Source organism: Sphingobium aquiterrae, from assembly GCF_037154135.1.
Taxonomy (GTDB): Bacteria; Pseudomonadota; Alphaproteobacteria; order Sphingomonadales; family Sphingomonadaceae; genus Sphingobium; species Sphingobium aquiterrae.
Map to the genome: position 1 here is coordinate 122,942 of NZ_JBANFL010000010.1, position 13,712 is coordinate 136,653.

Annotated in this window: 13 protein-coding genes; 9 read left to right on the forward strand and 4 right to left on the reverse strand. The window is 64.5% G+C overall.

Annotation, left to right across the window (positions count from 1 at the left end; translation table 11 throughout):
- Positions 1-11: 11 nt before the first annotated feature.
- Positions 12-1,490 carry an aldehyde dehydrogenase family protein gene (locus WFP78_RS12515; protein WP_336962619.1) on the forward strand — a complete coding sequence of 493 codons (1,479 nt, stop codon included), beginning with the start codon at positions 12-14 and terminating at the stop codon, positions 1,488-1,490.
- Between the two features lie 31 nt (positions 1,491-1,521).
- On the opposite strand, the gene WFP78_RS12520 is transcribed toward WFP78_RS12515, so the two are convergent.
- The 3 genes from WFP78_RS12520 to WFP78_RS12530 all read right to left on the reverse strand — a co-directional run bounded on the left by WFP78_RS12520 (position 1,522) and on the right by WFP78_RS12530 (position 3,935).
- Complete coding sequence (locus WFP78_RS12520; protein ID WP_336962621.1) at positions 1,522-1,713, reverse strand: ferredoxin; 192 nt, start codon at positions 1,711-1,713, stop codon at positions 1,522-1,524.
- Between the two features lie 41 nt (positions 1,714-1,754).
- The gene (locus WFP78_RS12525; RefSeq protein ID WP_336962623.1) at positions 1,755-2,984 is read right to left on the reverse strand and encodes a cytochrome P450; all 1,230 of its coding nucleotides are present in this window, start codon (positions 2,982-2,984) and stop codon (positions 1,755-1,757) included.
- A 93-nt stretch (positions 2,985-3,077) separates the two neighbouring features.
- Entirely contained in the window at positions 3,078-3,935 is an 858-nt protein-coding gene (locus WFP78_RS12530) for an HpcH/HpaI aldolase/citrate lyase family protein (RefSeq protein ID WP_336962791.1), read from the reverse strand.
- A 286-nt stretch (positions 3,936-4,221) separates the two neighbouring features.
- On the opposite strand from WFP78_RS12530, the gene WFP78_RS12535 reads away from it, so the two are divergent.
- From WFP78_RS12535 to WFP78_RS12565, 7 genes are all read left to right on the forward strand, one after another.
- Positions 4,222-5,388, forward strand: coding sequence for an acyl-CoA dehydrogenase family protein (locus WFP78_RS12535; protein WP_336962625.1), 1,167 nt, complete (start codon positions 4,222-4,224; stop codon positions 5,386-5,388).
- A 42-nt stretch (positions 5,389-5,430) separates the two neighbouring features.
- Positions 5,431-6,585, forward strand: coding sequence for an acyl-CoA dehydrogenase family protein (locus WFP78_RS12540; RefSeq protein WP_336962627.1), 1,155 nt, complete (start codon positions 5,431-5,433; stop codon positions 6,583-6,585).
- A 52-nt stretch (positions 6,586-6,637) separates the two neighbouring features.
- Positions 6,638-7,651: an NADP-dependent oxidoreductase gene (locus WFP78_RS12545; protein WP_336962630.1), complete on the forward strand. Its 1,014-nt coding sequence runs from the start codon at positions 6,638-6,640 to the stop codon at positions 7,649-7,651.
- 21 nt (positions 7,652-7,672) lie between these two features.
- Positions 7,673-8,881 carry a CoA transferase gene (locus WFP78_RS12550; RefSeq protein ID WP_336962633.1) on the forward strand — a complete coding sequence of 403 codons (1,209 nt, stop codon included), beginning with the start codon at positions 7,673-7,675 and terminating at the stop codon, positions 8,879-8,881.
- A complete protein-coding gene (locus tag WFP78_RS12555) occupies positions 8,878-9,702 on the forward strand; it encodes an HTD2 family dehydratase (RefSeq protein WP_336962636.1) in 825 nt (274 codons plus the stop codon). The genes WFP78_RS12550 and WFP78_RS12555 overlap by 4 nt, the downstream gene beginning before the upstream one ends.
- 75 nt (positions 9,703-9,777) lie before the next feature.
- Positions 9,778-10,932 (forward strand): acyl-CoA dehydrogenase family protein, encoded by a 1,155-nt coding sequence (locus WFP78_RS12560; RefSeq protein WP_336962639.1) that lies wholly within the window; start codon positions 9,778-9,780, stop codon positions 10,930-10,932.
- Between the two features lie 38 nt (positions 10,933-10,970).
- A complete protein-coding gene (locus WFP78_RS12565) occupies positions 10,971-12,167 on the forward strand; it encodes an acetyl-CoA C-acetyltransferase (RefSeq protein ID WP_336962642.1) in 1,197 nt (398 codons plus the stop codon).
- Positions 12,168-12,216: 49 nt separating this feature from the next.
- Here the strand turns inward: WFP78_RS12565 and WFP78_RS12570 are convergent, their stop codons facing one another.
- On the reverse strand, positions 12,217-13,107 hold the full coding sequence (locus tag WFP78_RS12570) for a DMT family transporter (RefSeq protein ID WP_336962645.1): 891 nt from the start codon (positions 13,105-13,107) through the stop codon (positions 12,217-12,219).
- Between the two features lie 136 nt (positions 13,108-13,243).
- Between WFP78_RS12570 and WFP78_RS12575 the strand changes: the two genes are divergently transcribed.
- Positions 13,244-13,639 carry a c-type cytochrome gene (locus WFP78_RS12575; RefSeq protein ID WP_336962648.1) on the forward strand — a complete coding sequence of 132 codons (396 nt, stop codon included), beginning with the start codon at positions 13,244-13,246 and terminating at the stop codon, positions 13,637-13,639.
- The last annotated feature ends 73 nt before the right edge of the window (positions 13,640-13,712 follow it).

Below are 13,712 nucleotides of genomic sequence, written 5' to 3' on the forward strand. Positions count from 1 at the left end.
GGACAATCACCATGACCCAGTTCGCCAGGCCCGCCTTCCTCGATGGAAAGCCCAAGCAGTTGCTGATCGACGGCAAGCATGTCGATGCCTTGTCGGGAGAGCGCTTCCAGAGTTTCAGTGCGTCGACCGGCGAACTCGTCGCCGAGCTGGCGCTGGCGGGCGCCGAGGATGTGGACCGTGCCGTGAAGGCGGCGCGCGCGGCCTTCGATGGCCCGTGGAGCCGCTTCAAACCGGCCGAACGGCAGGCCGTGCTGCTGCGCCTTGCCGAACTGGTGGACCGGGAGTTTGACGACCTCGCCTTGCTCGACACGATGGAGATGGGGCGCCCGATCACCGCGTCGCGTGGACTGCGCGGCATGCTGCAACGATCGCTGCACCATTTCGCCGGGGCCGCGACGGCGATCCACGGCCATACGCTTGCCAACAGTTTCCCGGTGGAATTGCTCTCCTACACGCTGCGCGAGCCGGTCGGCGTGGTCGGCGCGATCATCCCCTGGAACGGCCCGCTGTTCAGCGCCGCATGGAAAGTCGCCCCCGTCCTCGCCACGGGCTGCACCGTCGTGCTGAAGCCCGCCGAGGACGCAGGCCTCAGCCCCCTGCGCTTTGGCGAACTCTGCCTGGAAGCCGGCGTCCCGCCCGGCGTCGTCAATGTGGTCACCGGCATGGGCGCCACGGGCGCCGCCCTTTCAAGCCATCCCGACGTCGACAAGATCGCCTTCACCGGTTCATGCGAAACCGGCCAGCGCATCATCGAGATGTCGGCAGGATCGGTGAAGAAGGTCACGATGGAACTGGGCGGCAAGTCGCCCAACATCGTCTTCGCCGACGCCGATCTGGACGCGGTGATTCCGGCTGCGGCCATGGGCGTCTTCAACAACAGCGGACAGGTCTGCGCCGCCGGCACCCGCCTGTTCGTCGAACGCCCCGTTTACGAGGAGGTGGTGCAGCGCATCGCCGCCTTTGCCGAAGGGCTGAAGATCGGCCCCAGCATCGATCCGGCGACGCAGATCGGCCCGCTTGTCTCGGCCAGGCAATATGCGCGCGTCGCCTCCTATCTGGAACTGGGGCCGCAGGAAGGCGCGCGCCTTGTCACCGGCGGGCATCGTGTCACCGGCGGAGCGTTGGACAAGGGATATTATGTGGCCCCCACCGTCTTCGCCGACGTCACCGACGATATGCGGATCGCCAGGGAGGAGATTTTCGGCCCGGTCTCCTGCATCCTGCCTTTCGACGGTTTCGACGAAGTGATCACCCGCGCCAATGCCACGCGCTTTGGTCTGGCGGGCGGCGTGTGGACGCGGGACATCAACAAGGCCATGGCGGCGGTCAAACGCATCCGCGCCGGCTCCGTCTGGGTGAACCATTATTTCGCCATGGACCCGGCCGTTCCCTTTGGCGGGTACAAGATGAGCGGCTTCGGGCGCGAAGGCGGCTTCGAGCATATCGACGCCTATCTGCAAACCAAGGGCGTCTGGATTCGCACCAGCTGACCACCATGCGCACCGGGATCGCCTGTCGCGATCACTTCTCGATTTCGAGCGCCCGTTCGGGGCACGACTTGGCGCCACGCCAGGCATTCTGCTCGTCTTCGGGTGCGACAATGATGTCGCCCGCCACAATATAACCCTCGTCATCCAGCGCGAAGATATCGGGCGCCACTGTCCAGCAACGGGCGTGGCCCTGGCATTTTTCCTTATGCACGATGATCCGCATGGCGGCCGTTCCTCTCCATATCCCTTGCTCGCCGACGCTGGTCAGGACCAGTCGAGGATCAGGTTTTCGATGCCGAAGACATGGCCGCCAAAGGCGATCGGCGCGGTCCCCTCCTTGATCCGGAAGGCCGGCACGCGCTTGAGCCACTCTTCCAGCCCGACGACGATCTCGCGCCGCGCCAGATGCGAACCAAGGCAGCGATGCGGGCCATAGGCAAAGGCCTGATGCCGGTTATCCTCACGCGTGAGGTCGATCTTTTCGGGGCATGCGAACTCTTCGGGATCGCGATTGGCGATCATCGTCGCACAGGACACATAGTCCCCCTTGCGGATCGGCGCGCCTTCAAAATCGACATCCTTCGTCGCCACGCGGATCATCTGGACGGTCGGATAGGCGCGGAGCAGTTCTTCCGCAGCCAGCACGATGCGCGCCGGCTCGCTGCGCAGCCATTCCTGATCCACAGGATTGCGGGCAAGATAGGCCAGGTCGAAGCCAAGCGCCGCCGCGACCGTATCGAGACCGGCGACGAAAAGCAGCACGCCGGTGCCGCGGATCTCCGCATCGGTCAGCGCCCTTCCATGCACCTGCGACTGGACGAGGAAGGACATGAAATCGCCCACAGGCGCCTTGCGGCGCTGCGCCGCCAGATCGTCGACAAAGGCGATGATCGTCCGCGCGGCCGCCGGTCGTTCGATATTGTCGCCATGGAACAGGTCGTTGGCCCAGCCGACAAACTCGTCCAGCCGATCGTCGGGCAGGCCGAGGAAACGCAGGAAGATATTGACCGCGAAGGGAAAGGCAAAGTCCTTCATCACGTCGCAACTGGTGCCTGCGGCCACGATACGGTCGATCAGGAAGCTCGCCCGTTCCCGCACCACCGTTTCCAGCGCCATCACGCGCTTGGGCGAGAGCAGCGGGTTCAGCAACGACCGGAAGGCGCCATGTTCGGGCGGGTCCAGTTCCAGCGGGATCATCGGCCAGTGTTCGCCCAGCGCCGAGGCGAAGATGCTGCGGTGGCTGGAGAAAGTCTCGGGGTCCTGCAGGACCCGCCGTTGATCCTTCGCCCGGGTGATGACCCATGTCCCGCGGCCATCGCGTGTATTGACCGGCGAATAGAAGACCCGCGGCCCGGCATGGACGCAGGCGGCAGCGGCCTGCGGATCGCCATTGGGCGTGGGCTGCATGCCCGGAGACGTAAAGAGGCTGAAATCGCCGACCATTTCCGGTGGAACATGATCGGGGATTGGCCGTGGGGCCATTGTGATTGCCATTGCACTCTCCTTGACCGCGATCATGTCCGCGCACTGCCGGCGACGATCCATAATTATGCATTACGGTATAGTTTATGAGCTTGTCATGGACTGTCAACTGCCCTTGCCTGCCGCGTCCAACGGCCTGGAAAGCAATCGTTTCGCACGTTCGGCGACGGGCAGGTCGATCATCATCCCGTCAAGCGCGGTCACGCTCAGTCCGGCCGCGAGGGCATCTTCCCAGGCCGCGATGATTCGCCTTGCCTCTGCATGCTCAGCCGGTGTCGCGCCAAAACAGGCATTGGCCGCGCCGACCTGTGCAGGGTGGATGCAGATTGCGCCGTTGACGCTATAGGCTGCGCCATGTCGTGCCGCTGCACTATAGGCGTCAATATCCCGGAACTGGGCAATCGACAGCGGCACGGCGAGCGCCATCATACCCCGCTCCGCCGCCGCCAGGGCGATCCGGCGGCTTGGCAGGTCGAGTGCCGCCGCGCCTGGTGGCACACCAAGCGCAAGGCTGAAATCTTCGGTGCCCAATGCCAGGCCCATGACAGCCGGCACGCGAACGATATCGGTCAGGGCAGCAATGCCACGCGGCGTTTCGACCAGTGCGATCAGGCCCGGCGCGCATCCCCCCGCCCATTCGGCAGCCATCTCCGCGATGACCTCAAGACGGTTGGAATCCTCGGCCTTGGGCACCATGAGCGCATCGACACCACATTGGGCCGCGACACGGATATCCTCTACCGCAAGCGCCCAGGGCCCATTGATCCGGACGACAACCGCCGACCCGCCAGCCCGCACCGCCGCAACCGCCGCCGGAAGTTTCCCGCGCGCATTCTCTTTCGCGCCGGCACCGACGCCATCCTCAAGGTCCAGAACCACGGCATCGGCACCGGCGCGCGCAGCCTTGGCGCAACGCGCGTCATTGTCAGCCGGAACGAAAAGCAGTGAACGCCAATGCGTCATCCCCACGAAACCCTCTCCTTTTTGCGTCATCGCAGCACGATCCACCCCGCGTTCCCGCGCGATAATAGTCGTCGGCGCTTCGCTGCCCGTTCTCCCGCACCGTCACACAAAATTATCCTATGGTGCAAAATATAGCTAGTCTCCTGTGCAACATTCGCATAAGGATCAGGGACGGGCCGGGTAAGTGCCCGCCGAGGAGAGCAAAGCCGAAAGCGGCGGCCGCGCTGTGCGAAGGCCATGACGGATTGCCGCCCTCCCCAGTGAACCAGGGACGTTTTGGAAGGCGATGGACGATCAGGATTTCAGGCTGGAAGTCAGGCAATGGCTGGGGGAGAATTTTCCTCCGGCGCTGGCCGGGGTCAACGGCCTCATCTTTCAAGGCAATGCCCATGCGGCGGCAGCCAATGCGGATTATCAATTGTGGCGCCAGCGCATGGCCGACAAGGGATGGGGCGTGCCGTCCTGGCCCCGGCGCTATGGCGGCGCCGACCTGTCGGACGCACAGGCGAAGATCATCGGCGAAGAGCTGACCGCGATCGGCGGGTTCAACCCCATCCGCAGCTATGGCACGATGATGCTGGGGCCGACGTTGCTGGAATATGGCACCGAGGAACAGAAGCTGGAGCATCTGCCCTGGATCGCGACGCATGAACGGCGCTGGTGCCAGGGGTTTTCGGAGCCGGGCGCCGGCTCCGACCTCGCCTCGCTCCAGACGAAATGCGTGGACATGGGCGATCACTGGCTGGTGTCCGGCCAGAAGATCTGGACATCCGGCGCGGATCAGGCGGACTGGTGCTTTGCCATCGTGCGCACCGACACCAGCCGCAAGCAGGGCGGCATCAGCTTTCTGTTGATCGACATGAAATCGCCCGGCATCGAGCCCCGGCCGATCGTGCTCATCAGCGGGTCCACACATTTCTGCGAAGTCTTCTTCAACGACGTGAAAGTGCCCAAGGGCAATCTGGTGGGCGCAGTGAACGCGGGCTGGTCGATCGCGAAGCGACTGCTCCAGTTCGAGCGCAGCAGCCTGTCGGAGGTGAAGACGGACGTCACGCCGCTCGCCCCCCTCGCCCGTCGCCATGTCGGCACGGATGCGGACGGGCGCATCGCCGATCCAGACCTGCGCACGCGCCTGATCCACAATGCCATGCGGCACACTGCCTATATGGCGACTGTCCGACGCTTTGCCGAGGAAGCCAAGAGTGGCGGGCCAAGCAATGGCGTGTCGGTGCTGAAGAACCTGTGGTCCAACATCATCCAGGAACGCGCCGAACTGCTGATCGAGGTGATGGGATCGAACGGCCTTGGCTGGGCCGGCGATGCCTATGCCGAAGAGGAACTGGAGGCGATGCGCGCGCTGCTGCACAGCAAGGCCTTCTCCATCTACGGGGGCAGTTACGAGGTGCAGAACAACATCACGGCCAAGCGCTCGCTCGGGTTGCCCGACAGTTGAGCCGGCGGCGATGATCATGAAAGCTATGCGGGAGAATGCGCCGTGGCGGTGCTGAACGAAGAACAGGCGATGTTGAAGGACATGGCGACGGAATGGGCGCGCGACCGCATGCCCGTCACCGCCATGCGCAGCCTATACGATGAATGCGGCGGCGGTCGACCGGGCGATGGCCCCGGCTTTGATCCTGACATCTATGCGGAAATGGCCGCCATGGGCTGGACGGGCATTCTGGTGCCGGAGGCGATGGGCGGGTCCGATTTCGGTTATCTGAGCCTTGGCCTCATCCTTGAGGAGCTTGGCCGCACACTTGCCCCCACGCCCCTGCTCAGCTCCGCCCTGATTATGGCGAGCGCGCTTCGCCTGGCCGGTTCCGCCGACCAGCAGCAGCGCTGGCTGCCCGGCATTGCCGATGGGTCGGTGGTCGGCGCGCTGGCCGTGGACGAGGGCGCGCATCATGCCCCCGATGCCATATCGCTCACGGCAACGCGCACGATCGATGGCTGGCGGATCGACGGCATGAAGCGTCCCGTGCAGGACGGCATGGGCGCAACGCTGTTCATCGTTGCCACGCGGACGTCGGGCGCGGCCGGAGAGGCCGGCGGCATTACCCTGTTTCTGCTGGAAGCCGACATCGCCGGCTTTTCCCGCCAACCGCTGGATCAGATCGATGCCCGGCGACCGGCGCTGCTGCGCTTCGATGGCGTTACCCTGGGCGAGGATGCGGTGCTGGGCGAGGTCGATGGCGGCGCTCCACTGCTGGAAGCGATCCTGGATCGCGCAAGGGTGGGCATGTCTGCCGAAATGCTCGGCCTTGCGACACAGGCGTTCGAAACGACGCTCGACTATCTCAAGACGCGCGTTCAGTTCGGTCGGGTGATCGGCTCTTTCCAGGCGCTGCAGCATCGCGCGGCGGAAATGTTCGCCGAGCTTCAGTTGACCCGTTCGGCGGTTGAAGCCGCCCTGACGGCGCTCGACACCGAAGACCCCGACCTGCCGCGCCTTGCGTCGCTGGCCAAGGCCAGTGCCGCGGAGACGGCGCACCTCATCTCGAACCAGATGGTGCAACTCCATGGCGGCATCGGCATGACGCATGAGCATGACGCGGGCCTTTACCTGAAGCGGGCACGCGTCACCGAGCAATGCTATGGCAGCGCGTCCTTCCATCGCGAGCGCTGGGGACGGCTGAGCGGTTATTGAATGCGCGCCCATGGGGTCATGCAATACCCCAGGGCAAATGGAGATCCGCTGGATGAAATCTCGGGAAATGCATCTCAAGCGCCGGCCCGTCGGCACGCCGGTGGCAGAGGATTTCGCGCTGGTGAGCGTCGACATCCCGCCGCCCGCCGCCGGTGAAGTGCAGGTACGCAATCTGTGGATGGCGGTCGATCCCGCGATGCGCGGCCGCATGAGCGATGCCAAAAGCTATGTCCCCCCCTTTCAGCTGGACGCGCCGATGGAAGGCCCGGCCATTGGTGAGGTCGTCACGTCCAACGACCCCGGCTTTGCGCCCGGCGACCTTGTCTTTTCGCGGCTGGGCTGGCGGGAGATGTTCAACGCCCCGGCCACCGCGCTCCAGCATCGAGACAGGGCCGCGCTGCCGGCACAGGCCTATCTGGGCTTTGCGGGCTCGACCGGCCTCACCGCCTATGCCGGCCTGCTGCGCATCGCCCAGTTGAAAGACGGCGACGTCGTATTCGTTTCGGCCGCGTCCGGTGCGGTCGGGTCCATCGCTTGCCAGATCGCGAAGATAAAGGGCCACAAGGTCATTGGCGCCGCTGGCGGCCCGAGGAAGAAGGCGTTCCTGACCGACGTGCTCGGCATCGACGCCGCGATCGACTACAAGGCCGAACCCAGCCTGACCAAGGCGCTTGCACGCGCGGTCAAGGCCATCGGCGCGACCGGGATCGACGTCAATTTCGAGAATGTCGGCGGCGACCATCTGCAGGCTGCGCTGGCCCTGGCGAACGACAAGGCGCGCTTCGCCATTTGCGGCATGATCTCCCAATATAACATCACCGACGCGCCCACCGTGCCGCGCAACCTGACCATGCTGATGACCAAGAGCATCCGCATGGAGGGGTATATCGTGCTCGACCATATGGACATGGAGGCACAGTTCCTTGCCGACATGACGCAATGGCACAAGGCCGGTCTCATCCAGCAGGCCGAGACGGTCTATGACGGGCTGGAGCGTTCACTGGATGCATTCTGGGGCCTGTTCAACGGCGACAATCTGGGCCGGACCCTCGTAAAACTGGCCTGACGGCGCAGGAAAGGCGCAAGCATGTACGATCTGCTCAAAGGGTTGCGCGTCGTCGAAGGCGCGGCGTTCATCGCCGGCCCCTCCTGTGGGCTGCATCTGGCACAGATGGGCGCCGAGGTGATCCGTTTCGATTCCATCGGCGGCGGCCCCGACTATCGCCGCTGGCCGATCGCGCCCAACGGAGCGAGCCTCTACTGGGAAGGGCTCAACAAGGGCAAGAAGTCGATCGCCATCGACCTTGGCCGCCCCGAGGGCCGCGAGCTGGCCGTGGCCCTGGCGACCGCGCCAGGGGACAATGCAGGTCTTTTCCTCACCAACTATCCCGTGAAAGGCTTCCTGAGCCATGAAGCGCTGAAAGCGCGGCGCGAGGACATCATCACCATAAGGGTCATGGGCTGGGCCGATGGCGCCCCCGCCGTAGACTATACGATCAACGCGGCCGCCGGTATTCCGGCGATGACCGGCCCTGCCGATGACGACCGCCCGGTCAATCATGTGTTGCCGGCATGGGACCTGCTGGGCGGCGCCTATGCGGCGTTCGCCATGACTTCGGCCCTGTTGCGCCGGCGCATGAGCGGCGAAGGGGCGGAAATCCGCGTGCCTTTGTCGGACCTCGCCGCCGCCAGCCTCAGCCATCTGGGTCAGGTCGCGGAGGTGCTGGAGAGCGGCGACCGGCCACGCATGGGCAACGACCTGTTCGGCGCCTTCGGCCGCGATTTCGTGACGGCTGATGGCAAGCGGATGATCGTGGTCGCCATTACGCCGCGCCAGTGGACGGGCCTTCTCAAGACGCTGGACCTTTCAGCGGCGGTGAGTGCCATCGAAACGGAGCTGGGCATTTCCTTCGCGAAGGACGAAGGCACGCGCTTCATCCACCGCACCCGGCTGTTTCCGCTGTTTGAGGCGGCCTTCGCCAAGCGGACCAGCGCCGCGTTGCAACCCGCCTTTGACGCCGGCGGCGTCACCTGGGGCCAATATCGGACGCTGCACGAGGCAGTGACAGGCGATCCGCGCCTGTTCACCGCAAACCCGCTGTTCCAGACGCTGACCCATGCCAGCGGCCTCACCTACCCCACCTCTGGCCCCGCCGCGACGCTCACGGGGGAAGATCGCGGCGCGGTCGCCATCGCTCCCCGCCTTGGCGAGCATACCGACCAGATCCTGGCCGAATTGCTGTCGCTGGATAGCGGTGCGATCGGCCGTCTGCATGATGAGGGACTTGTCGCATGAGCTTGTCGGAAACGGATGTCGCCCATTGGCGGACATGGATCGGCAAGAGCGAGAGCCGGACGGAATTGCTAGACAGGGAGGCGCTGCGCCGCTTCGCTGCCGCCATTGGCGAACCGCTGGACATAGAGCGCATCCAGCCCTCGCTCGCGCACTGGGCCTTTTTCCTTCCCGTCGCCGCCGCTGACCAGATCGGCCCGGACGGGCACCCGAAGCGCGGCGGCTTCCTGCCGCCGATCACCCTGCCCCGCCGCATGTTCGCCGCATCCGACATGCACTTTGGCGAGCCCCTCATGCTGGACTGGGAAGCAGAGCGCGTCTCGACGATCCTCGACGTGACGCACAAATCCGGTCGCAGTGGCGACCTCCTGCTGGTCCAGGTGGAACATCGCATCGCACAGGCGGGCAAGGATCGCGTGACCGAAACCCAGACCATCGTCTATCGCGATGCCGGGGCAGCCACTGCCCCAGTCGCGCAGGGCGATGTGCCCCAGGGCGCTGAAGACGCGCTCTGGCAACCCGGCCCTGTCGACCTGTTTCGGTTTTCAGCGGTTACATTCAACAGTCACCGCATTCATTACGATCTGCCCTACGCCACCGGCGAGGAAGGCTATCCGGGCCTTGTGGTCCATGGCCCCTTCACCGCCACCCGCCTGTTCGGCCATGCGCGGCGGCACGGCCGCGCGCCCGTCGCCTACAGCTTCCGCGCCGTTGCGCCCTTGTTCTGCGGCCAGCCTGTATTGCTGAAGGACGATGGCGACGGGGCATATCGGGCCGTGCGTTGTGACGGCATGGACGCAATGACGGCGATTGCTCAATTTTAGTCTATAGTGCAATTTTTATTGACTTCGTCCGGAGCCGGGCGATAGATCGCCAACATCTGGAGAGGAGATGCTTCCATGGACGCCGAGACGTTCGATCTGTTCCGCACCACCGTCCGCCGCTTCGTCAACGAGAAGCTGATCCCTGCGGAAGACGCGGTTGAGGAAGCCGATGCCATTCCCGCGGAGATCATCGACCAGATGAAGGACATAGGCCTCTTCGGCATCTCCGTGCCGGAGGAATTTGGCGGCCTGGGCTGCACGATGGCGGAAGAAGCCGCCATCATCCGCGAGATCACCCGTGCTTCGGTCGTCTTCCGTTCGGCCATCGGCACGACGGTCGGCATCGGCAGTCAGGGCATCGTGATGGACGGCACGCCCGAGCAGAAGGCCGAATGGTTGCCCAAATTCGCGACGGGCGAAGCCATCGCCAGTTTCGGCCTGACCGAGCCGGAAGCGGGTTCCGACGCCGGTTCGCTCCGCACGGTCGCCGTGCGGGATGGCGACAATTACCGGATCAGCGGCACCAAGCGCTACATCACCAATGCGCCGCGTGCGAGCGTCTTCACCCTGATGGCGCGAACCGAGCCGGGCGTCAAAGGCGCGGCGGGCATTTCCGCCTTCATCCTGCCCGCCGACACGCCGGGCATTTCCCTGGGCAAGCCCGACAAGAAGATGGGCCAGAAAGGCGCCGTCACCACCGACGTCATCCTTGACGATGTGATATTGCCCGCCAGCGCGATCATCGGCGGCGTGCCGGGGCGCGGTTTCAAGACCGCGATGAAGGTGCTGGATCGCGGCCGCATTCATATCGCCGCCGTGGCGCTCGGCATGTGCGAGCGGTTGATCGACATGAGCCTGCAATATGCCATGGACCGCAAGCAGTTCGGTCAGCGCATCGCCAACTTCCAGCTGGTGCAGGCCATGCTTGCCGACATGAAGGTCGACATGCTGACCACCGAAGCTCTGATGCACTCCGTGGCCGCGAAGTTCGATGCCGGCGAACCTGTCAGCCTGGAATGTTCGGCACTCAAATATTACGCCTCCGAAGCCGTCGGTCGCGTCGCCGACCGGGCCGTGCAGATCTATGGCGGCGCGGGATATATGGCCGAATACAAGGTCGAGCGCTTCTATCGCGATGTCCGCCTGCTCCGCATCTACGAAGGCACCTCGCAGATCCAGCAGACGATCATCGCCAAACAGATGATCCGACAGGCCGAAGCCGCAGCCTGAGGGCTTCGATCCCTCCATTCCAGCAGACAGGATTCCCCATGCGTAGAGCCGCCATTGTCGCCCCCATCCGCACAGCCGTCGGCAAATTCGGCGGCTCGCTTGCATCGATCGCCGCCGGCGACCTGGGGGCTGTCGTCATCAAGGCGCTGGTCGAGCGGACGAAAATCGACCCGGAACGGATCGACGACGTCGTCTTTGCGCAAGGCTATGGCAATGGCGAGGCGCCATGTATCGGCCGCTGGTCTGCCCTGGCGGCGGGCCTGCCGGAATCCATCCCCGGTGTCCAGCTGGACCGGCGCTGCGGTTCCGGTCTTCAGGCCGTGATCGACGCGGCCATGCGCATCCAGACGGGCGCGGCGGACATCGTGATCGCCGGCGGCGTGGAGAGCATGAGCAATGTCGAATATTATTCGATGGATCACCGCCATGGTGCGCGCTCCGGTTCCACCACGCTGCACGACCGTTTGACACGCGGCCGCGTGATGTCGCAGCCGATTGCCCGCTACGGCATCATCAGCGGCATGATCGAGACGGCGAACAATCTCGCCAATGATTATGACATCAGCCGCGAGGCCTGTGACGACTATGCCGCGATGAGCCACCAGCGCGCCACCGCGGCCTGGGCCGCGGGCAAGTTCGATGATGAGCTGGTTCCCGTATCCGTCCCCCAGCGCAGGGGCGATCCGGTTGCCTTCGCCAGGGACGAGGGTATCCGCGCCGACGCAACCCCGGAATCCCTTGCCCTGCTCAAGCCCATCGAGAAGGACGGCGTGGTGACGGCCGGCAATGCCAGCCAGCAGAACGACGCCGCCGCCGCATGCCTGGTCGTGGCCGAAGACAAGCTGTCGGAGCTTGGCCTGGAACCCATGGGCTTCCTGCACAGCTGGGCCGCGGCAGGTTGCGATCCCTCGCGCATGGGCATCGGCCCGGTGCCCGCCGTGCAGAAGCTGTTTGCCCGCACCGGCCTTGGCTGGAACGACATCGACCTGGTCGAACTGAACGAAGCCTTCGCCCCGCAGGTGCTTGCCTGCCTCAAGGGCTGGGGCTGGGACGACCGTGACAAGCTGAACGTCAATGGATCGGGCATCTCGCTCGGCCATCCCATCGGCGCGACAGGCGGGCGCATTCTTGCCAATCTGATGCGCGAGCTGAAACGTCGCGATGGCCGCTATGGCCTTGAAACCATGTGCATCGGTGGAGGTCAGGGGCTGGCCGCCATTTTCGAGCGCGCCTGACGGAAGAGGCTCAGCCGGACACCTATTGCCCAGCCGACGTTTCACCCTCTCATGACCTGTCTCTTGCCAGCGCGATGATCGTGACTCCCACCAGCGCCAGCGTGCCGCCCGCCACCATCACGACCGTGATCGGCGTGGCGAAATAGAGCGACGCGAACACCGTCGCCATCACTGGCGAGGCGAGCATCAGCGGCATCACGGTCGAGATGGGATGGCGCTGAAGCAGCCAGGCCAGCGCGCCCTGCCCCATGATCGTGGAGCCCAGGCAGGTAAAGGTGAACCAAGCGATCGGCACCCAACCCACATGGACAAGACGCATCATCGCCCCCCGCTCGAACATCAGCGCAAAGGGGGCAAGCACGGCCGCGCCCATCAGGCCGTTCCATGCCTGGATATTCATGACCGATATTCCCGCCAGCCGTCGCTGGATCAGGGTCGCCCCGCCCCAGATGAGGGCAGCGCACGCCATCACCAGCACGGCCGGGATCTCGCCCAGGATATGCGGATCGAACACGAGCATCGCGACACCGGCAAAGGCCAGGATCACGCCCGCGATCTTCCACGAAGAAAGCCGCTCCCTGAAGATCAGCGCGCCCAGCAGCAACGAAAACGGCACGCTCAATTGCCCCGCGATCGCCAGCGCCCCCACATTGGTCGCAAGGAACAACGCGCAGTTCAACAACAGCAGGAACAGACCGCCGTTGAGGAGGCCATAGACGGCAAGCGCGCGATTACGTCCCGGCACGAAGCGAAAGGCCGGCGCACATATGAGAAACACGAATGCCATGCGCAACGCGACAGACAGCAAGGGCGCGGTCGCATCCACAACCACTTTCATGGCGATGACGTTGAGCGCGAACATGACATTCACGACCAGCGCGATCAGCATAGCAGCCGGTCCGAACCGACCGATGGCGGGTGCCTTGCCGGATGTCGTCATGGTGATCCCGCTCCTCCTGCCGGCGCGCCGCACCGCGCGCCCTCTCGCTTAAAGCCCCGTTCAGAATCGGGCGCCTATGGTCAATTAATGCACACTGGTATAGTATTGTGAACAGATTGAAAGAAGAGGATAGACGATGCCTGTTTCACGCCTTGCTTTGATTTCGGTGTCGGCCGCCATGGCCGTTGGCGCCGGCGCCATGCCCGCTGCGGCACAGACCGGCGATGCGGCAAAGGGCAAGGTCGTGTTTGCACGCTGTGCGATTTGCCACACAGTCCAGCCGGGGCCGAACAAGATCGGCCCGTCACTGGCCGGGCTTTTCGGGCGCAAGGCCGGTACCGCGCCGGGCTTTGCCTATTCCCCGGCGATGAAGACCAGCAAGATCGTCTGGAACGCCAAGACCGTCGATGGCTATGTCACCAGGCCGGCCGCCACCGTGCCGGGCACCAAAATGGCTTTTGCCGGCATAGCCAACCCCGCCGACCGCGCGAACCTGATCGCCTATCTGGCGACCGCCACAAAAGCCAGATGACATCAAAAAGTATCCTATAGTGCAATAATTCTTGTACTCCCCTCCTCGTCCCGCTATCTGCTTCCTTAAAGGA